Source organism: Singulisphaera sp. GP187 (genome assembly GCF_900129635.1).
In the GTDB taxonomy this organism is placed as follows: domain Bacteria; phylum Planctomycetota; class Planctomycetia; order Isosphaerales; family Isosphaeraceae; genus Singulisphaera.
The window spans coordinates 47,652-74,222 of the sequence record NZ_FSRB01000003.1 but is presented as its reverse complement, the minus strand read 5'-3'; the positions used below and the strand labels follow the sequence as shown (position 1 = coordinate 74,222).

Annotated in this window: 24 protein-coding genes and 1 pseudogene; 8 read left to right on the top strand and 17 right to left on the bottom strand. The window is 63.7% G+C overall.

What is annotated here, in order from left to right; translation table 11 throughout:
- Positions 1-142: 142 nt before the first annotated feature.
- The 5 genes from BUS42_RS36270 (at position 143) to BUS42_RS36250 (ending at position 6,380) form a co-directional block, all read left to right on the top strand.
- Positions 143-1,111, top strand: a complete 969-nt coding sequence (locus BUS42_RS36270) for a YfaP family protein (protein ID WP_074315902.1) — start codon at positions 143-145, stop codon at positions 1,109-1,111.
- Positions 1,112-1,815: 704 nt separating this feature from the next.
- Positions 1,816-3,126, top strand: coding sequence for an efflux RND transporter periplasmic adaptor subunit (locus BUS42_RS36265; protein WP_074315900.1), 1,311 nt, complete (start codon positions 1,816-1,818; stop codon positions 3,124-3,126).
- Positions 3,127-3,315: 189 nt separating this feature from the next.
- Positions 3,316-4,035 (top strand): ABC transporter ATP-binding protein, encoded by a 720-nt coding sequence (locus tag BUS42_RS36260; protein WP_074315898.1) that lies wholly within the window; start codon positions 3,316-3,318, stop codon positions 4,033-4,035.
- Positions 4,032-5,204 carry an ABC transporter permease gene (locus BUS42_RS36255; RefSeq protein WP_074315896.1) on the top strand — a complete coding sequence of 391 codons (1,173 nt, stop codon included), beginning with the start codon at positions 4,032-4,034 and terminating at the stop codon, positions 5,202-5,204. The genes BUS42_RS36260 and BUS42_RS36255 overlap by 4 nt, the downstream gene beginning before the upstream one ends.
- 6 nt (positions 5,205-5,210) lie before the next feature.
- Entirely contained in the window at positions 5,211-6,380 is a 1,170-nt protein-coding gene (locus BUS42_RS36250) for an ABC transporter permease (RefSeq protein WP_074315894.1), read from the top strand.
- A gap of 143 nt (positions 6,381-6,523) precedes the next feature.
- Here the strand turns inward: BUS42_RS36250 and BUS42_RS36245 are convergent, their stop codons facing one another.
- Both BUS42_RS36245 and BUS42_RS36240 read right to left on the bottom strand, forming a co-directional pair.
- Entirely contained in the window at positions 6,524-7,186 is a 663-nt protein-coding gene (locus BUS42_RS36245; protein ID WP_074315891.1) for an MBL fold metallo-hydrolase, read from the bottom strand.
- Between the two features lie 113 nt (positions 7,187-7,299).
- A complete protein-coding gene (locus BUS42_RS36240; RefSeq protein ID WP_074315888.1) occupies positions 7,300-8,421 on the bottom strand; it encodes a Gfo/Idh/MocA family protein in 1,122 nt (373 codons plus the stop codon).
- A gap of 239 nt (positions 8,422-8,660) precedes the next feature.
- On the opposite strand from BUS42_RS36240, the gene BUS42_RS36235 reads away from it, so the two are divergent.
- Complete coding sequence (locus BUS42_RS36235; protein ID WP_254054043.1) at positions 8,661-9,749, top strand: Gfo/Idh/MocA family protein; 1,089 nt, start codon at positions 8,661-8,663, stop codon at positions 9,747-9,749.
- A gap of 119 nt (positions 9,750-9,868) precedes the next feature.
- Here the strand turns inward: BUS42_RS36235 and BUS42_RS36230 are convergent, their stop codons facing one another.
- The 15 genes and pseudogenes from BUS42_RS36230 to BUS42_RS36160 form a co-directional block, all read right to left on the bottom strand.
- On the bottom strand, positions 9,869-12,292 hold the full coding sequence (locus BUS42_RS36230) for a hypothetical protein (RefSeq protein ID WP_074315882.1): 2,424 nt from the start codon (positions 12,290-12,292) through the stop codon (positions 9,869-9,871).
- A 666-nt stretch (positions 12,293-12,958) separates the two neighbouring features.
- On the bottom strand, positions 12,959-14,287 hold the full coding sequence (locus tag BUS42_RS36225) for a hypothetical protein (protein ID WP_074315880.1): 1,329 nt from the start codon (positions 14,285-14,287) through the stop codon (positions 12,959-12,961).
- Positions 14,288-14,447: 160 nt separating this feature from the next.
- Positions 14,448-15,374, bottom strand: a pseudogene (locus BUS42_RS36220) (malate dehydrogenase); the annotation flags it as partial.
- Positions 15,375-15,462: 88 nt separating this feature from the next.
- Complete coding sequence (locus tag BUS42_RS36215; RefSeq protein ID WP_074317454.1) at positions 15,463-16,386, bottom strand: class II aldolase/adducin family protein; 924 nt, start codon at positions 16,384-16,386, stop codon at positions 15,463-15,465.
- Positions 16,387-16,425: 39 nt separating this feature from the next.
- Entirely contained in the window at positions 16,426-16,704 is a 279-nt protein-coding gene (locus BUS42_RS36210; RefSeq protein ID WP_074315875.1) for a EutN/CcmL family microcompartment protein, read from the bottom strand.
- A 1-nt stretch (position 16,705) separates the two neighbouring features.
- Complete coding sequence (locus BUS42_RS36205; protein WP_074315872.1) at positions 16,706-17,380, bottom strand: hypothetical protein; 675 nt, start codon at positions 17,378-17,380, stop codon at positions 16,706-16,708.
- Complete coding sequence (locus BUS42_RS36200) at positions 17,377-17,631, bottom strand: EutN/CcmL family microcompartment protein (protein ID WP_074315870.1); 255 nt, start codon at positions 17,629-17,631, stop codon at positions 17,377-17,379. Before BUS42_RS36200 ends, BUS42_RS36205 begins: the two co-directional genes overlap by 4 nt.
- A 41-nt stretch (positions 17,632-17,672) precedes the next feature.
- Complete coding sequence (locus tag BUS42_RS36195) at positions 17,673-19,100, bottom strand: aldehyde dehydrogenase (protein WP_074315867.1); 1,428 nt, start codon at positions 19,098-19,100, stop codon at positions 17,673-17,675.
- Between the two features lie 73 nt (positions 19,101-19,173).
- Positions 19,174-19,491, bottom strand: coding sequence for a EutN/CcmL family microcompartment protein (locus BUS42_RS36190; protein WP_074315863.1), 318 nt, complete (start codon positions 19,489-19,491; stop codon positions 19,174-19,176).
- 25 nt (positions 19,492-19,516) lie between these two features.
- A complete protein-coding gene (locus BUS42_RS36185; RefSeq protein ID WP_074315861.1) occupies positions 19,517-20,713 on the bottom strand; it encodes an acetate/propionate family kinase in 1,197 nt (398 codons plus the stop codon).
- Positions 20,710-20,997 (bottom strand): BMC domain-containing protein, encoded by a 288-nt coding sequence (locus tag BUS42_RS36180; protein ID WP_074315859.1) that lies wholly within the window; start codon positions 20,995-20,997, stop codon positions 20,710-20,712. Before BUS42_RS36180 ends, BUS42_RS36185 begins: the two co-directional genes overlap by 4 nt.
- Before the next feature lie 88 nt (positions 20,998-21,085).
- The gene (locus BUS42_RS36175; protein ID WP_074315857.1) at positions 21,086-21,406 is read right to left on the bottom strand and encodes a BMC domain-containing protein; all 321 of its coding nucleotides are present in this window, start codon (positions 21,404-21,406) and stop codon (positions 21,086-21,088) included.
- Between the two features lie 4 nt (positions 21,407-21,410).
- A complete protein-coding gene (locus BUS42_RS36170; RefSeq protein WP_015245314.1) occupies positions 21,411-21,740 on the bottom strand; it encodes a BMC domain-containing protein in 330 nt (109 codons plus the stop codon).
- A 53-nt stretch (positions 21,741-21,793) separates the two neighbouring features.
- Entirely contained in the window at positions 21,794-22,477 is a 684-nt protein-coding gene (pduL, locus tag BUS42_RS36165) for a PduL/EutD family phosphate acyltransferase (RefSeq protein WP_074315855.1), read from the bottom strand.
- The gene (locus BUS42_RS36160; protein ID WP_254054042.1) at positions 22,474-23,334 is read right to left on the bottom strand and encodes a DeoR/GlpR family DNA-binding transcription regulator; all 861 of its coding nucleotides are present in this window, start codon (positions 23,332-23,334) and stop codon (positions 22,474-22,476) included. The genes pduL and BUS42_RS36160 overlap by 4 nt, the downstream gene beginning before the upstream one ends.
- A 152-nt stretch (positions 23,335-23,486) precedes the next feature.
- On the opposite strand from BUS42_RS36160, the gene mutM reads away from it, so the two are divergent.
- A complete protein-coding gene (mutM, locus tag BUS42_RS36155) occupies positions 23,487-24,347 on the top strand; it encodes a bifunctional DNA-formamidopyrimidine glycosylase/DNA-(apurinic or apyrimidinic site) lyase (protein ID WP_074315853.1) in 861 nt (286 codons plus the stop codon).
- Between the two features lie 235 nt (positions 24,348-24,582).
- Positions 24,583-26,460: an ATP-binding protein gene (locus BUS42_RS36150; protein WP_074315851.1), complete on the top strand. Its 1,878-nt coding sequence runs from the start codon at positions 24,583-24,585 to the stop codon at positions 26,458-26,460.
- Positions 26,461-26,571 lie beyond the last annotated feature (111 nt).

Below are 26,571 nucleotides of genomic sequence, written 5' to 3'. Positions count from 1 at the left end.
CCGTCACGATCGGATCGGCCTTTCGACCGGTTTTCAGACCATGCTATGCTGGATGGAACGATTGGCTGATTTTCTCCCCCTCGAGTCACGGCTCTGTTCACTCTGAATCGCTCACCCTTGTCTGACCCGATGGAGAAGTGCGATGTCCAGCGAGTCGCCCAAGGTCGCGAGGGTCGTTGCTCCGGTCGCCAAGCCGGCCAGGCCGGTCCCGTTGGTCGTGGCGACGGCGGAAGACGAGGACGTCGAAGCCCCGTTCTTCACGGCCGAGGCGTTGAAGGGATGGGCCTCGTCCCTGGCGTTACACGCGGTGTTCCTCCTCGTGTTGGCTTGCTGGTACTTCAGCCCCAGCGTGAACGCACCGCGGGCGCTGAACGCGAGGCTGGCAGGGAGTGAGCGGGGGGTCGAGGAGGGCCTGACGCTCACAGGGGGCCTCAACACGTCGATCACCCTCCCCGCGGACCCGACACCCGCGCCCGCGGATCCCGTTCCGGCGTCACTCAGCCCGCTCGATATCCCGGCCTTGGAGCCGAAGGTAGGGGTGAAGTTCGCCGGCGCAGAGAAGGCTTCGGCCGACGGCGGGATCGAGAACAACAACCCAGGGGCCGGCAATGGCGACGGCTTCGGCCTGGCGAAGTTCGGGCAAGGGGGGGAGAGCATCCGTGGCGTCGAGGTGAAAGTGGGCGACCCCCAGTTTACCTTGATCTGGGATAACGACGCGGACCTCGACCTTCACGTGATCGAGCCTGGCGGCAAAGAAATCTACTGGGAGGACCCCAAGGGCAAGGCCGGCCTCGGGGGAGAGCTCGACGTCGACAACACGAAGGGCTATGGGCCGGAAAACGTTTACTGGCTTCGCGATGACCCGACGGGAGAGGGGCAAGTCAAAGGGACGGGGCCGGCGGGCGAGTACAAGTGGTTCGTGGTCTACTGGGGAGGGTTCGGCGGAATCCCCAAGCCGACGCGTTGGAAGGTCCGAATTAAGCACGACGATCGGGTCACCGTCGTCACGGGCAAATTTCGGGCGCTCAACGAGCGGAGCCGAATTTACTCACTTACGGTCAAGCCGTCCGAGGCGGAAGCCTCACGCGAACCGAGCACGGATCTGCGGTAGGCGCAACTCGCGAGCCTCAGGGTTCGGAGCAGAAAGAGAAGGGCGTCGGCAATCCGCCAGGTTCGCCGACGCCCTCCACCCACCCTGGAACTAACTTCAGTAGAATTCATCGGTTGTGGAGCCGCTTCACTCGAGATAAATTTTGTCAAACATGGCGAATAAGCCGATCTTGCGAGTTCTCCGTTGTACGGGCTCGTAGGGCTCGCCCATAGGGGAGCAAGTCAAGCTTCGCCGAACTCGTTTCCTCCGGCTTCGGAGCGATCGGCGATGGCGTCGTCGTGGGGCAACGATTCCCGTAAGGTGGGCACGGCCCACCTCTTTAACCTCCATTTCGGCAAGGAGATCGGGATGGCGTGCCATGCCCACTCTCCGGAAATCATCCGATCCTGACCGCCGATCGCTCGCAAATCATTGATGAATTTATCATGGGTTCAGCGAAGCGTCACGGGGCCAAGTCACAAGCCGCTTGCCCCTTGGCGAACTCGCCGACGGGCTCGCTGGAATGGCATCGTGTCGCCAGGTTGTCATCAATTTCGAGTAGACGAAGTGGGCGGCAGTCGCAATACTACTGACCAAATGAACCTCAGTGCCGTTCACCGTGTCGTCTCTCGACGAGACGTGTGATGTCGGTGTAACGTTCACAAAGTCAGCAACATTTCAAATGCCGTTCTGGCCATACCCACAAAAGGGAAGGGGTCGGGCTCATGGCGAGCAGTCTGCGCGACGATCTCGCTTCACTGAAGATCGACCGACATCAGGCGGAGTCGAAAGAGGCTCCGCGCGAGCGACGGCCCAAGCAAGACCACGACCGTGGTCGCGATCGCAATCGAAAACGAAATGGGATTGGCCTGGCGACAATCCTACTCTGGCTAATTCCGCTGACCCTGTTGGGGACGGCGGGGGGCGTGGCCTACCAGCAGTTCGAGAAGATCAGGGCCAAGCCGGAGGTCTCGATTGGCTTGGTCCAAACGTTGACTTCCGGAGAAGCGGAAAAGCTCCTCAGCGCCAAGGGCTATTTGAAATCGCGCCACCAGGCGATGATCGGGGCCACGATCCCGGGGCGCGTCGAGCGGATGTACGTCGAGGAGGGGTCGAAGGTCAAGAAAGGGGACGTGCTCGCGGTCCTCGAGCACGATGACCTCAAGGCCATCCTCGCCTCGAAGAAGGCGATGCTCAAACGGAATGAGGCCGAAATCCTCGAGGGTCGATTCGACCTGAAGCAGAAGGAGCGTGAGGCCACGCGGGCCGCGCGGTTGTATAACCAGAAAACGGTCGCGATCGAGGAGATCGAGAAGGCCAACGCGGCGCGGGACATGGCCTCGGCGCGGGTCGAAGCGGTGGAAGCCTCCATGAAGTTGACCGAGGCGAACCTCGAAGAGACCGAGGAGATGATCCGCCGGATGCACCTGTTCGCCCCGTTCGACGGGACCGTGGTGGAGAAGCAGGGCGAAGAGGGCGAGGTGATCACCCCGTCGGCGATGAGCGCCTCGATCGGGCGCTCGGCCGTGGTCTCGCTGGCAAACCTGACCACGATGGAGGTTGAGACCGACATCGCCGAGAACCTGCTTTCCCGGGTCACCTTGGGGCAGCCCGCAGAGATCTCGGTCAGTGCCGTGCCCAACCTGCATTACCGTGGCCGACTCCGGCAAATCATTCCGATGGGTGACCGCAGTCGTGGAACGATCAAAGTGAAGGTCGAAATCCTCGACCCGGACGAGCACCTCTTCCCGGAACTCGTGGCCACCGTTCACTTTCTGCCCGACAAGGCGCTCAATAACCCAAACGCCAACCGGTCGTTCCTGTTCGTCCCCAAGGCGGCTGTGATCGAGGAGAACGGACACTCGATCGTCTGGGTCGTCAACGACAAATCGCGAATCGCGAAACGCCGGGTCGAGGTCGTCGTGACCACCGACGATCTGACGCGAGTCGACGCGGGTCTCAAAGAGGGCGAATCCGTCATCTTGAACCCTGCCAACACGTTGCGTGAAAACATCGAAGTCAAGATCTCCGAGTGACGCGGGTTGCTCGGAAAGAGTTTGACGCCCTCGGCGAATCCAGACAAGGAGGCGAGGAGATCTCGTCCCACTGCGACCACTCGGTCGAGACCGGATCTGCGCCTCAACCGACTTTGCCACCACGGGTCACCGGATCCGAAGGTTCTTTGGATTCGAGCGACCCCAGTGAATGCTGAAAGGCCTAATCGCATGGATGATTCCGCCTATTCGATTGAGTTGAAGGATGTCACGAAAGAGTATCGCCGCGATGAGTTCCGGATCCCGGTACTCGTCAACCTCGACCTTCGCGTCGCGGAAGGCGAGTATCTCGCCCTGATGGGGCCCTCGGGTTCGGGAAAGACAACCCTGCTCAACCTGATTGCGGGGCTCGACCGCGCCTCCCAGGGCTCGGTGATCGTCCATGGTCAGGAGCTCGGATCGCTGTCGGACTCGCGGATCACGCGGTGGCGGGCCGACAACGTTGGGTTCATCTTCCAGCTCTACAACTTGATCCCGGTTCTGACCGCGTTCGAGAACGTGGAGCTGCCGCTCCTCCTGACGAAGCTCTCCAAGCGGCGCCGTCGCGAGAACGTCATGACCGCGCTCCGGGTCGTCGGCCTTGAAGGGCGCGAAGATCACTATCCGCGCCAGCTCTCCGGCGGTCAGGAGCAACGCGTCGCCATCGCCCGAGCGATCGTGACCGACCCCTACCTGCTCGTGGCCGACGAACCGACCGGCGACTTGGATCGCACCAGCGCGGGTGAGATTCTCGACCTGCTCGAGCAACTCAACCGCGAGTTCCAGAAGACAATCGTGATGGTGACTCACGACCCGCTCGCCGCGCAGCGGGCCAGTCGGGTGCTCCACCTCGACAAGGGCAAGCTGGTCGACGACATCATGCAAGATGCCAAGATCGGGGCCGCCACATGAAATACCTGCATTACATCTATCGCAATGCCAGGCGCAACCCGGTCCGGTCGCTGCTCACGATTGCGTCGACGGCGGTCACGCTCTTCCTGATGATGATTCTCGTCTCGTTCTTCACGATCAATGGCGAAGTCGCCAAAGGGCTTGGAGAGTACAACCGGATCGTCGCGATGAACTCGCAGGGGTTCGCCGGCCAGGTTCCGATCAGCCGGGTCCGCGAAATCGCCGCGAACGAAGGGGTGATCGCAGCCACCCCGTTTAGCTGGTATGGGGGCAAGTACGGCGAGGAGCAGATGCCGTTCGCCCAGTTCGGTGTCGATCCCGACACGATTTTCCAGATCTACGATGAACTCACGATCCCGGCGGACCAGCTCAAAGCCTTCCGTGAAGACAAGGCCGGCTGTGTCATCGGCAGCAAGCTCGCCGAGGATCGCGGCTGGAAAGTCGGCGACCCGTTGCCGCTCAAGGGGGACATCTACCAGTTCGACCTCGACCTGACGATCCGAGGCATCTACGACGGACCCCACGACCGCGACCGACGGATGTGCATGTTCCATTGGAGCTATCTCGATGAGGGCCTGAAGCGGATCTCGAAAGGGGAGGGGGCGGGGTCGGGCAACGCCGGCGTGATCGTCGCCAAGTGTTCGAACTCGGCGCAGTTGGCGAGTCTTTGCCGCAAGATCGACGCGGACTACGTCAACTCCGACAAGCCCTCACGAACTCAGACCGAGGAGGCGTTCGGAGCGATGTTCAGCGAGATGATGCGCGACCTCCAGTGGCTGATCGCGGCCATCGGCATGGCCGTGCTCGTCTCGCTCATCTTCGTTGCGGGCAACGCCATGGCCATGGCGCTCCGCGAGCGGACGACCGAGGTCGCGATCCTCAAGGCCATTGGCTTCAATCGAAGCCTCGTGCTCAACCTCGTGCTGGCCGAAGCGGTCCTGGTCGCCGGGATCGGCGGCTTGCTCGGCTCGTTTGGTTGTAAGATCCTCTGCGATGTTGTGGACATCTCGCGCTACAGCGCGGGGACCTTGCCCTTCTTCTTCGTCTCGTGGAAGACGGCCCTGAGCGGCTTGCTCGTCTCGCTCCTGATCGGGCTGCTGAGCGGGATCATTCCGGCCGTGACCGCCGCGCGGCGATCGGTGATTCAAGGACTGAGGAAGGTGGTCTAACCCGTCATGATCCCGATCAAATACAATACGCGCAACCTGCGGGTCCGCTGGGTGACGACGCTGCTCACGGTCGTCGGCACCGGTATGATCGTCTGGTCCTCCTGCCTCCTGTTCAGCCTCGTCGAAGGACTTCAGCACAGCATGACGGTCTCGGGCGATCCGCTCGACCTGATCGTCCTCCGCAAAGGGTCATCGAACGAGGTCAACGGCGGTTACGCCAAGGACAAGGCCGACACCATCCTGACCCTCAGCGGGATCGCCCGCGACGAGAAGGGGATGCCACTCGCCGCCCCGGAGTTGCTATACATCCCGGTCGTTGCCCGCAACGACGGGAGCCGGACGAACATCATCCTCCGCGGCGTTTCACCCGCATCCCGCGCCCTGCGGCCGAACTTCGAGATGATTCCCGGCGAGGGCCACTACTTCACGCCAGGCCGGGGTGAGTGCGTTGTCAGCCGAAACGTGTCGAAACGGTTCAAAGGGGCAAAGATCGGCGGTCTGATCAAAGTGGGCGAGAAGCAGGTTTATCGCGTGGTCGGACTGTTCACGGCGAGCGGAAGCGCTGCGGAGAGCGAGGTCTGGGTGGATATTAAAGACCTGTCCCGTGACATTGCCCGTGAGGGGAGCGTCTCGTGTGTTCAGCTTCGCGCGTCCTCGCCGGCCGATCTCGAGCAGATCAAGAAGACGATCGACAACGACACCCAGTTCAAGCTCGAAGCGCATCGCGAGAAGGAGTTCTATGCCAAGCAGTCGGCGACGGGCAACTTCTTGAAAGTCGCGGGCACCTTGATCGCGGTGCTCCTGACGATCGGCGCGATGTTCGCCGCCGCCAACACAATGTACGCGGCCGTGGGTGCCCGAACTCGCGAGATCGGCACCCTGCGCGCCCTCGGGTTCTCGCAGTTCGACATCCTGGTCTCCTTCCTGGGGGAGTCGATCCTGCTCTGCCTCCTGGGAGGGGCACTCGGCCTGCTTGCGACGCTGCCGCTAAGCGCCTTCAGCTTCGGCATGAGCAACTTCAACACGTTCAGCGAGTCGACCGTCACCTTCCGATTCGGACCGCTCGTTATGGGCGTCGCCGTGGCCATGACATTCGCGATGGGCGTCTTCGGTGGCCTCTTCCCCGCCATCCGTGCCGTCCGAATGGACGTCATCAAGGCGCTCCGCGAACTTTGAGATCGGACCGTCCCGCTCGCCTTTCAAAGGCGAGCGGGGAGCGGATCGCTCCCTGTCTTTAAGTTCGCCGCACGGAACGACGTCACGTCGACAACCACGCTCGCGCTCCCCACTCGCCTGAGACGCAACATCCGCGTTGCGCTTCAGCGGGCATGGTCGAGGATGACGATGGTCCGGCTCTCGGGAAGCGTGGCCCGGGTCACCTCAAGCCAGGTCCGGCCCGGGCGGTCGACGGGCGTTTCGGGCATGGTTTCGAGGAACCGCTCCACGGGCTGGATGTTGAGGTTGATCTTGGGCGTTTTGTAGTGCATCGGCAGCACCAACCGAGGGCCAACCGCGTCGATCAGAGGCGCGAGCTCGGCAAGCGCGATCGTCGGTGGCCCTCCCGTGGCCGCGAGGACGATATCGGCGGCTCGGAGCGGCTTCAGGTCCGATGCGTCGAGCGCGTGCCCGAGGTCGCCGAGAAACACGACGTGCAAGCCCTCGACCCGAAAGTGGACGATCGTCACCTCGTCCTCAGGCTTCCGCTCGGGCGTCTCATAGACCCGGACCGTCTCGAAATGGATCCCGCACGCGGTCTCTCCTTCGGGAGGGATGTCGAGGGCCTTGAGGACTTGAAACGGCGGTCGGATCTGTCCCAGGTGACTGTGATACCGGTCGTTCTCGTGGCTTACGACGACGAGGTCGGCCGGCTCGTCGATCGGCTCGTAACCCCCGGAGTCGGGCGAACGAAACGGGTCGAGGATGATTCGTCGGCCCTCGGTTTCGATCAAGAACGCGGCGTGACCGTACCAGGTGATTCGCATTGGGGTGTTCCGTCGCCGAGGTTCGAGACAAAGAAGATCGCCTCGCCCCGGCGGACTGGGCCGGGATCGAGGCGTTGGGAATTCTTCTTGAGTTGAATCAAACGACGTCCCGATCAGAACGTCGGAATGACCTTCTTTTCTCCTCCCGCCATGGCCGACTCATGGGCGAGGAGGCCGACCATCGTCCAGTTCGCCGAGGTCTCGGCGTCGGGCAGGGCAGGGCGTTCCCCTCGGATCGCGCTGAGCCAGGCGTGGACCAGGTGCGGGTGCGACCCACCGTGTCCCCCCCCCTGGGTGAACGAGAGATGCTGTTCATCGTCGGCGTCATACACGCCCTTGGTCGTGAATCGCTGGATCGGTTCCGGCAAGAGGTGCGCGAAGTCGGGCACCGGTACTCGCTTGGGAATCTCCGGTTCGGCGAGCCCGCGGGTGTGGATCACCGGCTCTTCGCCGTCGACCTGCTGCCACTCGAAGCTCTTCTTGCTGCCGTAGGCGTCGAAACTCTCGCGATATTGTCGCGCGGTATCGAACAGGCTGCGAGTCACCTCGGCGCAGACGTCGGAGTCGCGAATCTTGAACGTGGCCGACTCAATGGCGAACGGACTGCCGTACTTGGGGATCAGCTTCTCGTCGATTCGCCCCGACCCATGACAGACGACGTGCTCGGCATGCTTGCCGAGAATCGCCAGGCAGGGGCTCACGCAGTGGGTGGCGTAGTGCATCGGCGGCAGCCCTTCCCAGTAGCCGGGCCACCCTTCCATGTCTTGCTGGTGGCTGCCCCGGAGGAACTGGATCCGGCCGAGCTCACCCTTGTCATAGAGGTCTTTGACGAAGAGGTATTCGCGGCTATAGACAACCGTCTCCATCATCATGTAAACCTTGCCCGATGCCCGCTGCGCCTCGACGATGGCGCGGCAGTCCTCGACCGAGGTGGCCATCGGCACGGTGCAGGCGACATGCTTGCCGGCCTTGAGGGCGGCGATGCTCTGGGGGGCATGGTCCTGGATCGGCGAGTTGATGTGGACAGCGTCGATCTCGGGGTCGTTGAGAACCTCCTCGAACCGGGTATACCGCTTCTGGATCTTCCAACGATCGCCGCACTCGTCGAGCTCCTTGGTCGAACGCCGGCAAATGGCCGCGATCTCGGCGCCTGGGTAGCTCTGGTAGATCGGGATGAACTCGGCCCCGAAGCCCAGGCCAATAATGGCCACACGAATATTCGGACTGTTTGCCATGAGACTCGCCCCAGGTGACCTGCGAGGAAATGTGACCGGCCTCTTGCGGTGCCGCATGCAGGATAGTAGGACGGTATCCTGAAGGCAAGTCATTGGGACCAGTGGCTTCGTAGGCAACCCCCTACTCGTGCGCACCTCCCCCATTGAACCCGATCGTCCGAGCCTAAAGTCGTTTCCGCCTCAAGCCAAAGGAGAGACCGAGTCCGATGTCGAACGCATCCCCAACGAGCAAGGTGAGGGTGGCAATTATTGGTGCGGGCGCGGTCAGCGACTACCACCACGTCCCCGCGATCCGCCTTGACCCTCGCGCTGAGCTCGTGGCCGTCTGCGATGCGGACCCGAACCTTCTCGAGCGCCGGAAAGCGGACTGGGGCATCGCCAAGGTGACGACCGATCCCGTGGCGCTCTGTGCCGATCCCGATGTCGACGCCGTGATCATCGCCACACCAAACTTCACTCACAGCCCGATCGCCCTGGCCGCGGCGGCCGGGAAGAAGCACATGATGTGCGAGAAGCCGCTCGGCCTGAACGCGGAAGAGGTGCGGACGATGTACCTCGCCGCGCGGGACGCCGGCGTGGTCCACATGACGGCGTTCACCTACCGATTCGCCCCGTCGATGAAGTACCTGCGGCACCTGCTCAAGTCGGGCGCCTTGGGGACCCCCCGCCACTTCCGCTCGCAGCGGTTCCTCGACTGGCCCGAGACGAGTTGGGGCTGGCGTCAGTACCAGGACAAGGCCGGCGCGGGCGACCTCTACGATATGACGATCCACCGCATCGACTTCGCACTCGACCTGATGGGACCCTTGACCCAGGTCTGCGGCGCCGTGGCCCGGTTCGCGCCACGCACGACGACTCCCGACGGCAAGTCGTGCCCTCCGTCCAACGTCGACGATTGGTCGTCCCTGATCGGCGAATTCGCTAACGGAGCGACCGGCGTCTGGGAGGGGACAACCCTGGCCAAGGGCTACGGCCGCGACGGCTTCGGTCACGAGTGGGCCGAGGTCAACGGGTCGGAAGGCTCGGCCGTCTACCGGCTCCACGAGCCGAACACGATCCTGCTCGGCAAGACCGGGGAAGACCTCGCGCCTGTTCCCGTCCCCGCCGAATTCCTCAAGCCGAGCGGCAGCCCGCGCAACCCCTCGGAGGGAAAACCGGCCACCGTGTTCCGCTACGACCTGGTCTGGGAGTTCATCTCCGCCATCGTCGAGCAGCGGCCCGCCGTCCCGAGCTACCTCGACGGACTCAACGCCCAGATCGTGGCCGACGCCGTCCTCGAATCCTACCAGCAGCGCAAGTGGATCGATACCGTCCTGGCCGACGCTTGAGCTTCGGTTCGGCGTACGTCCACGGCCCTCGCGAACGCCCGGATTGCCAACGCAAGTCCGGGCGTCGTCATTTTGAGTCATCTCAGGTTGATCTCGTCCCGACGGGCCACGCAATGGCTTCAACCGTGGTCGATCTCCAGCTTCGGCAATGCCTTTTGGATCGCGTCCTCTCCAGCCGTCGTGATCTTCGAGTCGCGCGGGTTCATGAATTCCAGACGCTCGAACCCACTGATGATCGGGACTGACCGATCACTGATGCGGGGCTCTTCGATGCTGAGCATCTTGAGCTTTTTCAGTGCCTTGAGATGCTTCCTCCCCGCGTCACCCACGCTGGTATAGCCCAGGTCGAGATTCTCGAGCTCCGTCAACCCCTTGAGGTGCACCAGTCCTGCGTCCGTAATCCGTGTCACCCTCAGGCTCAGGATCCTTAGCGACGGCATGTCGTTCAGGACTTTGAGCCCTGGATCTGTGACTTGTGTCCCGTGTAAGTTCAAATCAGCGAGGTTCGGAAGCGTTGCCAGGCGTGCGAGGCCGACATTTCCGATTCTTGTGTTGTTCAGACTCAAGGATTTCAACGGCTTGATCTGTTGCAGGGACGCTGTCCCGGCGCCGGTGACGGAAGTCAGATTAAGGTTCAAACCCTCCAGGGCGGGCAGATCTTTGAGATGAGCCAACCCGACGTCCGTCAGGGCCCCGGGCTCGGTTCGAGGCCCGTCCGTAAACGTCAGGTAGGTGAGCTTGGTCATTTTCTTGAGGTTGGCAAGACCGGGACCACGGATCGCCGTGCCGCCGAGCGATAGCCTCTCCAACTCAGTCATCTCCTTCAGAGCGGACATGCCAGCGTCGGTGACTTCCGTGTTTTGGTCGAGCGAAAGTTGTTTCAGGCCCTTCAAAGGCGCCAATGACATGATCGCCGCATCCCCCACGCCGGCGTAGGACAGATCGAGGTCGCGCAGCTTTGACAACTTGGCCAGTTGGGCAAACCCCGCGGTGCTCACCTTGACCGCTTCGCTGATCGAGAGCGATTTGAGTTCGGAAAGCTTTGATAAATGCTCAAAACCCGTGTCAGTAACCTGTATGGCCCCATTGATGGACAGCGACTCCAGATTGGGAAGCCTCGTGAACCGTTCAATACCGGAGTCGTTGATTCCCTCACCGACCGAGAGGTATTTCAGTTCGGCCAGGGTGGCGAGGTTTACGTCCGCGAGTCTGGTATCGATCGTCTTGAGGTAGTCGAGGTCGGCCTGCGTTGGCCCAGGACCCTTGGGCGGGGCCGGTGCGATCGGGGCCAGGACTTTGGGAGTGAGGGGGGCGATCGGTTTGTTTGAGTCCCCCGCGGCGACGGCCGGGAGCGCCCAGAGCCGCGCGGTACGATCCTGGCTGCAAGAGAGAGCGGTGCGGCCGTCGGGCGAGAATGCTACCCCCTTGACCTGATCGGTGTGTCCCTCAAGGCTTACGAGCCGCGTGGCGGTTGGCAGATCCCAGAGGTCGACCTTGGAGTCGTGGACGGCAAGAGCGCGGTGGCCGTCGGGGGAGAGGGCCACGGACCAACCGGCATCGGCCCCGACCTCAAACCGAGCGAGCTCCTTGGCACTCTCCACGTCCCAGAGCCGCAACGTCTGGTCGGTGCTTCCGGAAAGGAGCTGGCGGCCGTCGGGGGAGAACGTTACGTCGCCCGCTCGATCCTGGTGCCCCTCGAACCGTCGTTGTTCCGCCCCGGTGGCTACATCCCAGCTCCGGACCGTTTTATCCCAGCTCCCGGTGGCGAGGGTCCGGCCATCGGGCGAGAACGCCACGCCAATGACCGTGTCGGTGTGCCCTTCGAAGCGGCGAATTTCCTTACCCGTGCTGACGTCCCAGAGCCGGGCGTTGCGATCCCAGCCGCCCGAGACCGCGTACCGGCCGTCAGGTGAAAACGCCAGGTGAGTCACCGAACCGGTGTCCCCTTCAAATCGGCGCACCAGAGCGCCACTCGCCGCGTCCCAGAGCGTTAACGTTTTATCACCACCCCCCGAGATCACGTGACGGCCGTCGGGCGAGAACGCCACGCCCGAAGCCGCTTCCATGTCCCCCACGCAACGGCCAATCTCCTGGGCCGTCGTCACATCCCAGAGTCGGTGGACCTTGTCACCACCGCCCGAGAACGCTTTGCGGCCATCGGGCGAGAACGCCACACTTGAGACCCCGTCCGTGTGCCCCTCGAACCGGCGGATCTCTCCGACCTCGACCGAGGGCTCTACCACCGACGCTGGCGTCCCGTCAGGCTGCGGTTGCGATTGCGGTTCGGGGATGACTGGCGTGGAGGCGCTCACGACCGAGGCCGGGATTCCGTCGTCTTTCGGCGGCGAAACCGGAGCGTCGGGCGTGGGATCCTTGGCCGGTTCCCGGTTGGGAGCACCCGTGGGCGTGTCGGCGACGAGGGGATCGGCGATGGATCGATCACGAGGTGCGTCGACGGCGTCCGCCACCCGGCCAGGCCGTGGCAAGAGGGCGAAGACGATCGCGCCCGCTCCCACCAGGAGCCCGGCGGCAAGTCCGAGCACCGGTGCCCACCGCCGTTGCGTCCCCGTCTCGGACTCGTTACGCGTGGAGCCCCCCACACTTTGCGACGGGTCGAATCACGTCGGACGTCGAGGGAATCTCGACCGGTTCGAGTGGGGTCGGGATCGTGAAGGCGTGGCCGCACTGCTTGCAAGTGCCACGCTTACCGGCCGCGGAATCCTCGACGCGATAGCACTTGCCACATCTCTCACATGCGAATGGAATAGGCATGGGAATCAACCCTTTGCTATGGGTTTATTCGGTGTGGCCGCCCGGGCATGCGACGGTCAAACGGGGAGCGTCACCGTACTAAGCACCGACGAGTGAACCAAATACTGACGATGGGAATCACAATCTTGCTTCGCGATAGTCTATCATCACAACAAGGAATGAAGCGACCCATCGTAGCCGGCGGGTTTGTAACCGTGGGCAAAACCTGCGTCGTCGGCCAACGAGACGCCGATCCCCGCATGTAGGTTAGCATCTGATCGATCGTAGTAATCACTCATGACGCTCCCCTTGCTCGTGAAGTTTCGGACCGAAATGGGCCGGCTCACCCAGGACGTTTCGATGGGCGGGCGAAAGTCGGCTGGAAATGCAATCGGGCGGGCCGAGCCACTTGGTGTGGCTCGGCCCGCCCGATTCGCGGAATATGACGGAGGCTCGAATTAGCGGCCCAGCCCCAGCCGTTGGCGGTGGTAGGCGAGCCGTTGCACGACGTCCATCCGGCTGAAGTCGGGGAGGCCGTCGGAGAAGGTGGGGAAGCCGTTGGACGTGGGCCGGCCATTACCAGCCGAGTGGGCGGCCGGTTCCGCCGCACGGGTCACCGGGACCGGCTCGGGGGCGTGGTTATGGCTGTGGCACTGGCACGCGTGGGCCTCTTTTGCGGCGGCAGGAGTCGCCGCAACCGCAACTGGAACAGCAGGGGTAGGCGCTGGCTTGGCGGCGGGGACGACGACGGACGTGGAGGTTCCGCCGTAGCTCATCGTCGTGGCCTGGGCCTTGAGGTCCTCTTCGAGCGGGCGATGAGGACGGATCCCCAGCTTGCCGAGCACGGCGTGGTAGGCCTTGACCGCCTCGACGGGGTTGATGACGCCGTCGACGATGAGCCGGAGGAACTGGACGAAGGCGAGCTGGTTCTCGGCGCTGTTGATCTTGCGGCCGAAGAGCGCGACCTTGGCTCCGTGCTTTTGGGCGTCGGCGAGGAGCTGGAAGGCGTCGAACGTCGTCCCGGCCGATCCACCGAGAATTCCGATCACCAGGTGCGGGTCATAGCGGAACAACTCTTCCATGGCCTGGGGGCCGTGGTAAACCATTTTGAGGAAGACGGGCCGGCCCGCGGGTGCAACCCCGGCGAGCATGCGGGCGATCATGTCGTTGATGTAGCCGGGCAAGACTTCGGGAGCGACCGCGTTGGCGATGTTCGGGTCGAAGACTTCGAGGAAGTAGCGGAACCCTTTGCGCTCAGCTTCAACCCGGAACTCGTGGAACCGCTCGAGGGTCGCGGTGTCGTGGCTCAGGTCGTTGTTGAAGGTCACGCTATAGAGGCCCAGGTTCGCGCCGAGGGAGCGTTCCTCAGGGGCGCAATCGAGGTGGCCGCACTGGGCGTGGTCGAGGCTGGCGGTTCGGAACGGGCGGGACGGTGACTCGGCGTAGGTCGCTCCGCGCGCCAGGTGGACGTCGGTCGTGTCGTTGGCTCGGATGGCAGGGGTGACGTGGGAGTTCTCGAAGAGGCGCTCGCGGATCGTCAGGGCGTAGTTCGAACTGGCCGACATCAGCATGATGTCGACGAGCCCTTGCCGTGTGATCAACCGCATTTGCTCGCGGTATTCCTCGAGCGTCCGATGCCGGAGCTCTCCCGAGTGGGCTTCGGGTGACAACCCAGGCGCTCCGATGCCGAACGCCATGTCGGCGTCCTTGGCATCGGCGAGGATGAACTCACGGCAGTTCGGGTTGGCGTGAATCGCGGCCAACTTCCGGTCGAGCGACTTATCCACGACGTCCCCCGTTCGACTGACCCGAGATCGTGACCCGCGAGCTCCCGCCGTTGCCGCTGCCGCCGCTCCCCATCGTCACCTTGACCGATCGGCTCTGGGCGGCCGACGCGGTGGCTTTGGCGGGTTCGGCCTTGGGCGGAGTCTTCGCTGCGCCTGGATTCTTCTGGAGAACCTGGTCGATCGTCTCGCGGAGCACCCGGGCCGACTGTTGCAACGCCGAGACTTCCTTGGCCCAGAGCTCGATCTCGAGCTGCGCCTCCACCCCGCCGCGGCCGACGACCGTCGGCACCGAGATGCAGACGTCGCGCATCTCATAAGTACCGCTCACGAGTGAGGAGACCGGCAGGATCCGCTTCTGGTCGAGGGCCACCGCGTGGACGACGTCGCGAATCGAGAGGCCGACCGCGAACCCGGCGCCCCCTTTGAGCTTGATGACCTCGGCTCCGCTCCCCTTGGTGCGTTTGAAGAGGGCGTCGGCGGTGCTCGCGTTCCAACCCGGGAACTTGTCGAGCGGCATTCCACCCGCCTGAGCGGCCGACCAGATCGGGACCATGCTGTCGCCGTGCTCGCCCAGGATTGTCGCCGTGACCTGGGTGGCCGGAAGCGACAGAGCCTCGGCGATCAGGCTGCGGAACCGGGCGGAGTCGAGCTGGGTCCCCAGGCCGATGACCTGTCGCGCCGGGAGGCCGAGCTGAGCGGTCGCGAGGTAGGTGAGCACGTCGACAGGATTGGAAACGACCAGGACGATCGCCTCTTTCTTGAATCCGGCCGCCTTCACCTGGCTGAGGATGTTCAAGAACAGCTCGACGTTTCGATTGATCAGGTCGAGCCGGCTCTCGTCGGGCTTGCGCCTCAGACCGGCCGTGATCATGATCAGGTCGCTTTCCGGGATCGCCTCGTAGCCGGTCGCCCGAATCCGCTGGTCGGCGACGAGCGAGGCACCGTGGAGCAGGTCGAGCGTCTGCCCGCGGCAGAGGTCGGCGTTCAGGTCGATCAGGTCGATCTGGCTGACCACGCCGCCGCACTGCAACGCAAAGGCCGCGCACGAACCGACCAGCCCGCCTCCGCCGATGATGCTGACTTTCATGGGTCCCTCAACAAGAGCCGAAATCTCGGAAAGACGTGACAATCAACGCCGATCGTTGCCGTCACCCGACGCGTTGCTCACGCCTTTTTTATCGATTGCCGCCGGCACCATTCATCGCCTGCATGACCTGATCGGTGATCATCTTGACCAGGGATTCCATCGGATCGCTCGCTTTGGCGGTCGAACCGTTCGACGACGGGCTGGCCGGGGCCGGCTGTGACGGTTGCGGCTGCGACTCAAACTTCCCGGGGACGAACGCTTTGTGTTCGGGCTTGAAGTCGCTGTACCCTTCGCGGAACAGGCTGTTGCCGCAGAGATCGCAGTTCTCAAGTCCGCGCTCGAGCCGGACGTCGCGGATGCCCAGGGCCGGCTTGATCTTGATCAGCTCGGCGGCCTTTTCGTCGGAGTAGTAGTTCACCCGGCCGATCTGCTTGGACAGGATCAAGATTCGACAGTAGGCGTCGATGATCTCGGTCTTGAAGTAGGCGTCGGTCAGGTCGCTGCCCGCGGTGATCGTCCCGTGGTTGGCGAGGAGAATGACGTCGGTGTCCTTGATGTAGGGGATCACCGTGTCGGCGAACGCCTGCGTACCCGGCGTTTCGTAGGGGGTAATCGCCACTTCGCCGAGGAAGACCTCGAACTCGGGCATCGTGCACTTCGGGATCGGCTCGTGGGCCACGGCGAAGGCGGTGGCGTGAGGGGGGTGGCAGTGAACGCACGCCTTCACATCGGGACGTGCTTTCATGATCGCCAGGTGAAGCAGGATCTCGCTCGAGCGCTTGCGCTTGCCCGAGACCTGCTTGCCGTCCATGTCGACGATGCACAGGTCATCGGGCTTCATGAAGCCCTTCGAGACCCGCGTCGGGGTGCAGAGCACGCGATCTTCCGAGAGTCGGAAGCTGATGTTGCCGTCGTTGGCGGCGGCAAAGCCCTTGGCGTAGACGCGCCGGCCGACCTCGCACATTTCTTCCCGAAGCTTCCACTCGCTCATCATCCCGCCGTCGCTCGCCATCGTCGAAATCTCCGATTCGCTTGGGCCGCCCCGTTCCACTTAGAAGGACAACCGATCCAAGAGGCAGGCGCAGTAGGCATCCACAGGTATTTTGGTTTTTCCGAACGGGTTGGCCGCCTCGCGGCCCTCGCTCAGACCGATCAGGCTTCCCGGACCCGCGCCGAGGTCGTCGTACACGACCACGTCCTCGCCACGCTTGGCCGAGTCCTCCGTGAGGGCCTCGAGCGGCATCGGCAGGGCGAGGACGAAGCGTGCGCCTCGCAGGCTCGGGTGGCTTCGGGACAAGGTGACGCGACCGATGACCTCGGCGATCCGCATGTCAGACTCTCCCCTCGAGGCCTTCGACCGTTCGGGGAGCGCCCGCCCGCTGGAAGACGAGGCTCATTTGTTTCAGTAGGGAGATCGACTTCCCCGCCGGCTCGACCACAAGCAAGTTCACGCCCAGCCAGCGAATTGCCCGGTCGACCGAGTCGAGGTCGCCAACTTGCGCCGCTCGGACCCCCGGGACTCGGCAACCGAGCCAGACCGCGACCGAGGCCTGGTCGGTCAGCAGCACGACGCCCCGACCGGGCGACTCGACGACCCACTCCGCCGCGGCCTCGGCCGACCCGTCGACCTCCTGCCAAGGGCGACTGTCGTCGAGCAGCGACCGACGAAAGGCCGCGATCAGGCCCGAGTCCGACTCGATCGCCAGCCCCCATTCCCCCGGGTCACGAACCCGTTCGACTTCGGACCGTGAGACCACCTTGAGGCTGATCCCTTGCCGCTTGAGGAAGTCACGCGCCAGCGGCGTGACCACCGTCCCCGGCGCAATCCGAACCTCGTGTCGGTTCGCCGCGAACCCCTCCGCCTGACGGAGCGAGAGGAGCCGCTCCGCGAACACGTCGTGTCGGGGAACGCCGCCGGGCTTGGGACGCGACGTGCGGCCTCGGTCGAGGTCTCGAAGCACCTCGCTGACCGCCGCCGCAACTTGTTCGACGCTTGCGATGCTCATCGGTCGGGCAACCCCATGACGCTCCAGCGCCCGGGAGTGTTCCGGCCGAGTTGCTCCTGCAACGTCATCCCGTCGTTCGTGACTAATACGAGATCCCCCCGAGCGGCCCCCATGCGATCGAAAACAAGGACCGGTTCGCCGTCGGCCTTCCCCGCAACTCCTTCGAGCTGGACGATCAGCAGCCGTTCCCCTTGAAAGGACGGATGCTTGATCGTTGAGGTTGCCGTTCCGACTACGCGCCCGAGTTGCATCGATCGCTCCCTACCCCTCGCCCCCGTCCTTGACCCACCGCTCAGACGAACCGCATGCTGCCGATCACCGCCGTCCGACGCTGCCGGCAGAAGGTGAGGGGAGTCGTCAGCCCTTCTCCCGTCGGCCCCGCGATCGAGAACGACAAGGTCCCTTCACCGCCCAGGCCGAGTCCGGCCGGGCTCGGGCCGTTGATGACGAACACGGTGCAGTCCATCAACTTGCCCATCTTCGACATCACCGAGGTGTCGCGTGAGTGGAGCACGGCGGTGTGGCCGTAACCGTGCTCGCTCTGCTTGGCCATGGCGATGGCCCGGTCGACGTTGGAGACCCGGACGAACGGGATGAACGGCATCATCTGCTCGTGCTCGACGAACGGATGGTCCGCGCCCGTCTCGCCGTAAACGATTTGCGTCCCCTGGGGAACCTCGACTCCGGCGTAGCGTGCCAGGACGGCGGCGTCCTGGCCGACCAGGTCCTTGTTGACATGCAACGCGTTATCGTCGCCGAGCTTGAAGGCCACCTTCGTCAACGCATCAATTTGTGAAGAGTTGAGGCGGTAGCCGCCGTTGCGCGAAACGGTGTCAAGCAGCTTGTCGAAAATGTCGGCGACCGCGAACACCTGCTTCTCGCCGATGCAGAGTAGGTTGTTGTCGAAGGCCGCCCCGGCGACGATCGAGCGGGCGGCGTTGTCGAGGCAGGCCGTCGAGTCGACGACGACCGGCGGATTGCCCGGCCCCGCAACAACCGCGCGCCGCTTGCTTGCCAAGGCGGCTCGGGCGACGGCGGGACCACCGGTCACCACCAGGAGGCGGACGCCTCGGTGGTCGAACAGGGCCGAGGCCGATTCCAACGTGGGCGGATCGATGATCGTGAGCAGGTCGTCAAGGCCGATCGCCTGCTGGATCGCCTTGTTGAACCGGCGGACGCCCTCGGCCGCGATCTTGGCGCCCGACGGGTGGGCGTTGAAGACGACCGTGTTGCCGGCGGCCAGCATGTTGATCGCGTTGCCCGCCAACGTCGGCAGGCTGTGGGTCACCGGCGTGATCGCTCCGATGACTCCGAACGGAGCGTAGTCGGTCAAGGTCAGACCGTTGTCTCCCGACGCGTTGTCGGTCCGGAGGAATTCGACCCCGGGCGCTTTTGGGATTGCGTCGCGAAGCTTGGCGATCTTGTGGTCGAGCCGGCCGATCTTGGTCTCATCGTACTCGGCCTGGCCGAGCTCCTCAGCCTGCTCGACGCAGATCCGCTTGATGCACTCGACGGCTTTCGCTCGGTCGCCGTAGGGCCGGGTCCGGTATTCCTGGAAGGCCGCTTCGGCGGCGGTCACAGCGGCGTCGGCGGTGGGATAGATCCCCCACTGGCCGGTCGGCTTGGCCGTGGCCTTGCCGTTGGTGGCCGGGCTCGAGCCCCCCATCTGCGACAACACCTGCTGAACGACGTTCCGGATCAGGTCTTCAGTCATTTGCATGGCAGGCACTCATAAATAAGGAGGTGAATGGACGACCCGCCCGAAGGGGGGGAGCCGATTCACAACCGACGCCTCAAGAGAGTTCCCGGCTGGAGAAAATCTCCCGGCCGCCGATATCCACCGTATTGATCAGGCCGATGACTACCGCATCGATCGGCAGCTTCTCCGTTTCAGGGGTGAGCCGGGCGCTCGACCCCTGGCAGACCAAGACCATCTCGTCCAGGCCCGCGCCCAAGGTGTCAACCACCACGAAGGTGCGGCCGGTCGGCACCAGGCGGTCCTGGTTCTTTTCGTCCACCCGATAAGGTTCGACGATCAGCAGCTTGTGACCGGTCATCGACGCCACCTTTTGGGTGGCCACCACGCTGCCGGTCACTCGTGCGACGAACATGGACGGCTCCGGAACAGCTTAGAATTTACGACGAGGACGCCAGGAGTTCGCGCGTCTGGCGGGCGACGACGATCTCTTCATTGGTCGGCACGGTCCAGATCTCGATTCGCGACCCGGCCGCGGAGACCTTGCGTTCGGGCACGCCCCCCGCGTTCGCCACCGGGTCGAACGAAACGCCCAGCCAATCCAGGTCGCGGCAGACGCCCGAGCGGATCGTGACCGAGTTTTCGCCGATGCCGCCGGTAAAGACGATCGCGTCAGCCCCCCCCAACTCCACGAGGTAGGCCCCGAGGTATTGGCGAACCGCGGCGATGTAGACCCCCAGGGATAGTTCCGCCTTCGCGTCTCCCCCCTTGGCGGCTGCCTCGATGTCCCGCAAGTCGCGACCCGCGCCACTCAGCCCTTCGAGTCCTGACTGATTCGCCAGAATGTCGAGGATCTCGTCCAGGCTCTTGCCGGTCTCGCGAAGCAGGACCGGCAGGGCGAAGAGGTCGAAGTCGCCGACCCGGTTATTTTGTGGCAGGCCCGACTGTGGGCTCATCCCGAGGCTGCAAGCGACCGACTTGCCGTCGCGAATCGCACAGAGGGAGGAGCTCCCCCCCAGGTGGCACGAGATCAACTTCAGGTCCGAGCGGCCGAGAAGCTCGGCCATCCGGCCGGCGATGTAGCGATGGCTGGCGCCATGAAAGCCCCAGCGACGGACACCGAACTTGGTCGACCATTCCTCGGGAATGGCGTAGCGCTGGTTCGCTTCGGGGATCGTGCGGTGGAACCCGGTCTCGAACGCGGCGACGAGCGGGAGGTTGGGGAACCGCTCCGCGAGCATCCGCATCGCCTTGGTGTACGGCGGGTTGTGAGCCGGGGCGACGTCCGCGAACGCCTCCATCGCCACGAGCACGTCCTCGTTGACCCGCTGCACCCCGGTCAGGTTGCGGGCGTGGACCGCCTTGAACCCGATCGCGGCCACGTCCCCGGCCTGTTCCAGGACGCCCATGTGCGGGTCGACGAGTTGGTCGAGGCAGCACTGGACGGCGTCGCCGTGGTTGGCGATCGGCTCGACACTCTCGGATTCACCGCGTGGCGACTGGTAGGTGACCTTGGAGTTGGTCGAGCCGATGCGCTCGATCGCGCCACGCGCCAGCATTTGCTCATTCTCCCCCTCCAGATGATAGAGGCGGTACTTGAAGCTGGTGCTGCCGAGGTTAGCGACGAGGATTTTCAACGACCAGACCCTCCGATGAAGGTGGCGACGATGGTGTCGCTCGGTCGTGGGATCACGTGAGCCGCCTTGAGCTCACCGCTTCGCGAGGCGGCCTCGGCCCCCGCTTCGACCGCGGCGCGGACGCTGCTGACGTCGCCCCGGACCACCACGCTGACGATCCCGCCGTCGAGCTTGATGATCGAGCTGGCGAGGTCGACGCTCGCGGCCTTGAGCATCGCGTCGATCGCGTTGATCAGGCTGACCAGCCCCTGGGTTTCGATCAGGCCAATTGCATTGCCGTTCATGACGTTTCCAAACCTCGGGTAGGGCGTGTGCAACACATGGGGAGCCGTCTTTTGAGGATTGGCGTGTAGCCCACGCCCTCACTGGGGATCAACCGATGAAGGTGCGTACGACCGCTTCGTCGGGTCGGGGAATCACGTGGGCGCTGACGAGCTCGCCGACGCGGCTGGCGGCCTCGGCACCCGCTTCGACGGCCGCGCGAACGCTGCCGACGTCGCCGCGCACCAGGGTCGTGATGAACGCGGCGCCGATGCCGACGCGCCCGACCAGGGTGACGTTGGCCGCCTTGAGCATGGCGTCGGTCGCCTCAATGACGCCGACCAACCCTTTGGTCTCGATCAGGCCCAACGCATCGCCATTGAAGCCCGTGCTGCCGTTGCTGCGCGTGCTGCTTTTTTGAACCGTCGCCATGGGATTAGGCTCCGTCATTCTTGGACTTGGCGGGCGCCTGGGCCGCGGCCTTGGTGAAGGTCAGGATTCCGCTCAGGTCTTCGTGGGGGCGGGGGATCACCTGCACGCTGACCACTTCGCCGATCCGGCTGGCGGCGGCGGCCCCGGCATCGACGGCGGCCTTCACCGCGGCGACGTCACCCGCCACGAAGGCGGTAACCAGGCCGCTACCGATCTTGTCCCAGCCCACCAACTCGACGTTGGCTGCCTTGAGCATCGCGTCGCAGGCTTCCACCAGGGCGACGAACCCTTTGCACTCAATCATGCCTAGCGCTTCAAGCGTCGCAACGGCCATTTCGGCCCTCCTTCAGTCGGGACAAATCGGGCAAATTTCGGTTGAATCAGCAATCAGGCACGGGATAAGGTGACGTTGGTCGCGTGCACCAGGTCGCAGCAGTTGGCCTCGTCGGTGTCGATATGCACCTCGAGCTTCCAGTCGGGGTTGACCCGCACGAGCAGGCCTTCAAGCGTGGTGGGGCAGGGGCTGTCCACCCGCATGTTCATTCGGTCGAGATGCTTGACGCCGTAGTAGGCAGCGTCCTTGGTTCCCATGTGAACGTGGCGTTCCGCGCGGATCACCCCCTTGGGCATCACCAGGCTCCCTTTCGGCCCCACCAGGAGGCAGCCGGGGGTCCCTTCGACGTCCCCCGAGAGCCGCACCGGGATGTCGATGCCCAGGCTGATCGAGTCGGTGAACGAGAGCTCGACCTGGCTGAACTGGCGGCAAGGCCCGAGGATCCGCACGCTCGGAATCATCCGCTGGCGCGGTCCGACGACCGCGACCGTCTCGTTGGCGGCGAAGTCGGTCGCCTGGTAGAGCCGCTTCATCTCCGTGAGCTGATAGCCATCCCCGAACAGGACGTTCACGTCCTCCTGGGTCAGGTGGCAGTGCCGCGCCGAGATGTTCGCGACGACGTTCGGCTTTGCCGGGCCGGCCAGCCCATTTCCGGGAATCCCGTTACCGAGCTGCTGCGTCAGGATCGACCGGACGAGCTGCTCGACCAGATCTCTCGAGGCCTCGAGGCTACTCATGCGTCCTTCCTCAGTCCGTCCGAGCGGAGCGGGCCACTGGCACGTCCCTCCGCGTTCTCTGCCGCCATGGACGCAAGGTGAATCGTCACCCCCGCCTGTTCGATCATCGCGCGGTCCTCGTCCCCCAGGTCGGAGTCGACGACCAGATGCTGGACTTCCTCCAGACCGCAGAGTCTGGCAAGGGCCAGCCTGCCGAACTTGGTATGATCGGCGACGATGATCACCTCTTGCCCGCACGTCATCATCTGACGCTCGGTCTCGACCAGCAGCATGTTCGAGTTATAGATCCCCTCGGCCACGATTCCGCCGGCGCCGAGGACCGCCTTGCGAACCCGGAGCCCCTGCATCGTCGCGATCGCCAACGGCCCGAGCGCGACGCCGGTGCGCGGGTAGACGTAGCCACCGATCAAGATCAAGTCGATCGTCGGGCTGGACGCCAAGAGCTGTGCGATCGGCAGGCTATTGGTGACGACCTGAAGCGACCGGCCCATCAAGGAGCGGGCCACCTCCAAGGTCGTCGTGCCGCCGTCGAGCAGAACCGTGTCCCCCTCTTCGAAGAGCGACGCGGCCAGCTTGCCGATCGCCTGTTTCTCCACGGCGGCGGACGTGACCCGATCCTCGAGTGCGGGCAGGGCACGCAGCTCCCCCTGAAACACCGCACCGCCGTGGGTCCGCTTGATCGCGCCAGTCAGGTCAAGTGTCTCCAAGTCACGGCGGACCGTGCTCTCCGACACCCCTAACGACTTGACCAGCTCGTCCAGAGTGGCAAACCCCTGGCGAGAGATCAGATCCAATAACAGGCGGCGACGCGTTTCGGCGAGCATGGGCCTCAGACGTTCGGTTTCGTTCGCAACCATACCAAAGAGTTTCCGGCGTCTCTCATATCTTGTCAAGAACCTTCAACGGTTCCTGACAGAATTTGATCGTGTTTGCTAGATTCGGGTCGCGATGATGGTAGTGAGGTCGTCGCACGATAGACTAACTTTAGGACGGTTAAGGGGAATTTACTATGCCTGAGTTGCCTGAGGTGGAAACGATGGTACGGGGCCTGCGGCCGGCGTTGGGGGGAATGACCCTGCGCGAGGTGCAAGTCCTCGACGAATTCTTGCTCGTTGACCACACGGCCCGCGAGTTCGAGAGAACGGTTCAGGGAGCGATGGTCGACCGCATCGACCGTCGGGGCAAGTGGGTCGTCATTGCGCTGGGCGACCGCCGTGGTTTGATCGTCATCCAACCCCGGATGACTGGAGGCTTTTGGTTGATTCCTCCCGACCGTCCGGATCACATCCGCCTGATCCTCCGCACGGACGGGCCACGGGAGAGTATCTGGTTCTGCGACAACCGCCGCCTGGGTAAGATCGCCTGGTATCCTGGAGCCGAGGAGGCTGAGCTGGCATTCTCACGTTCCCATGGACCCGATGCGCTCGAAATCAGCCGCGCCGAGCTCGGTGCGCGGCTGGCACGGACCGCGCGGGGGATCAAGCCGACGCTCATGGATCAGAAGGTGCTCGCTGGGATCGGCAACATCTACGCCGACGAGATCCTCTTTCGCGCCCGGATCCATCCCTCGCGGACGGCCTCGACGCTCTCGAACGGGGAGCTCGACCGCCTCCACGCCTCGATCCCGGCGGTCTTGAGCGAGGCGATCGCGGCCGAGGGGTCGAGCTTCGACGCCGGCTATCGCACCGTACTCGGTCTCGAGGGGGGCTTTCTGACCGGCAACGCGATGTACGGCCGGGGGGGACAGCCCTGTCCGAATTGCGGTCACGCGATCGAGAAGACGAAGATCGCCGGACTGATTGGCAGGCCGACCCATTTCTGCGCGCGGTGTCAGCCGCTCGATCCGCCGCGCCGAACCAAAACGCGTTGAGCGGGGCCCCGCGGTCGGGAGCCGCTCCGTTTCCAACACCACCAATCCGCCACGGAGCAATGCTCTATCACGGTAACCTGTTTGCTTCAAAGCACCTCCGTCGTTGAATCTCGCTCTATTCGTCGCGGTCGATTTGGGTTATTCTGAGGAGCCACCTCAGGCTTCAATGACGTTGTCGTCTTGGCAGGAAGCCAGTTCGCGCCCGGGCGGCGTCCCAAGGGGGGGAGACAACCCCGTGTCCTACCGCAGCTTCAAGCACTTGCTAGGCGAGACGAGCCTGGAGCGGAAATGCCGCTTCATGTTCGGCGGCGGAATTCTCGTTCTCGTCACGGTGAGCTTCTACTGGTACGGCCAGAAGACCGAGAGTCTGGTGATTAACCAGACCACTCAGGCTGCGCGGATGCTCGTCAACCCGACGTTGATGAACATTCACTATAAAGCCACGGGGAATTCGGAATTCCAGGCACTGATCGGCATGCTCTGGGATGACCTTTCTCTCCTTGATGATCTTCCCAAGTATGAGTCGAAGATTCTTAACCCGTACATGGCACGGAAGAAAGATCATCCGGACGACGAGTTTGAGCGGACCACGCTCGCTCGGTTTGTCCGCTCAGCCTCTTCCGAGGATGCGTTTCGGAAAGCCGGCAACCCGCGGAAGCCGTACACCTTTGGCGACGGCACGCCGATGTGGAGCAGCAAGATTCCACCGGGTAAGAAGGACTTTCAGTATCTCCAGGCGGTCTTGTACAAGCCTGGGTGTCTGATCGCCTGTCATGGCAGTCGCGAAAGTGCCATCGACAATCATATGTCGCGGCCGACCGAGGATGGCAAGTTTCAGTTGGCCAAGGCGGGTGACTTCGCCGGCATGGTCTCGATCAAGCTGCCGATGGAGCCGACGAATCGGGCGATCCACAGCAACCGCGCCATTCTGATCACGGCCGCACTCGTGACGGCGATCCTGGCGATGGTTGCCTCCTACGTAATCGTGCGCTACGTGATCGTCAAACCGGTCAAGCACTTGCGCGACGTCTCCGACGCGATCGCCGCGGGCAAGCTTAACATCCGTAGCCAGATCCAGACCGGTGACGAGTTCGAAGAGCTTTCCCATGCGTTCAACCGCATGCTTCACAACCTGGTCTCGATGCAGCAGGAATTGCGCGACGTCAACGGCGACCTCGACCGCAAGGTCGACGAGCTGGCGCAGGCCAACATGGCCCTCTTCGAGATGAATCGCCTCAAGAGCGACTTCCTGGCGACGATGAGCCATGAGCTCCGCACACCGTTGAACTCGATCATCGGCTTCTCCGAGGTCCTCGCGGGCAGCGAGCAGATCAACGAGCGTCAGCGGCGCTACGCCTCGAACATCCAGTCCTCGGGCAAGATGCTCCTCGGCATGATCAACGACATCCTCGACCTGGCCAAGATCGAGAGCGGCAAGATGGAGGTACGGACCGAGGACTTCTCGATCCGCGACGTCTGTGAGGCGCTCACTAGCCTGGCCCGGCCGATCGCCGAGCGCAAGAACATCGACCTCGAGTGCCGGCTCGACGAGGCGATCCCGTTACTCCGCCAGGATTCGGGCAAGCTTCGGCAGATTCTCTATAACCTGCTCTCGAACGCGATCAAGTTCACGCCCGAGGGGGGGCGCGTCTCCTTGCGGGCGCGGACTGAGGGGCGGCACGTGGTCATCGACGTGGCCGACACGGGCATCGGTATCGCCGAGGAAGACCGCGAGAAGATCTTCGAGAAGTTCCGCCAGGCGGGGGGGCCCGGCCAGGAGGACAGCGTCCTGACCCGCGAGCACCAGGGAACCGGGCTTGGGCTGTCGATCGTCCGTGAGTTGACCAAGCTGCTCGGGGGTGACATTTTCCTCGAGAGTCGGCCAGGGCAGGGGAGCACCTTCACGGTCCGGCTCCCGATGCAACTGCCGGGCAATCGCAAGTTCGAGGTCAATCTCAGCGACGAGCGGATCGACCTCTCCAAGGCGCGCCGGATCGAAGCCCGACCCCAACTTCCCCACGGCCCGGCGACCTCCACCGACGCCGGTTTGCCGCACGGCAGTCCGCACGTCCCGTTCGGCGAAACGATTCGCGGGCCGGGAAGAAATTATTGACGACGCCCTGCCAGAATCCTAAACTTTGAGGACCCGCCTGCTGACCGTCTCGGTTGTATCGATTCGAGGGACTCCTTAGCGTGTCTCTCGACCTTCTTTCGATTGAACTCC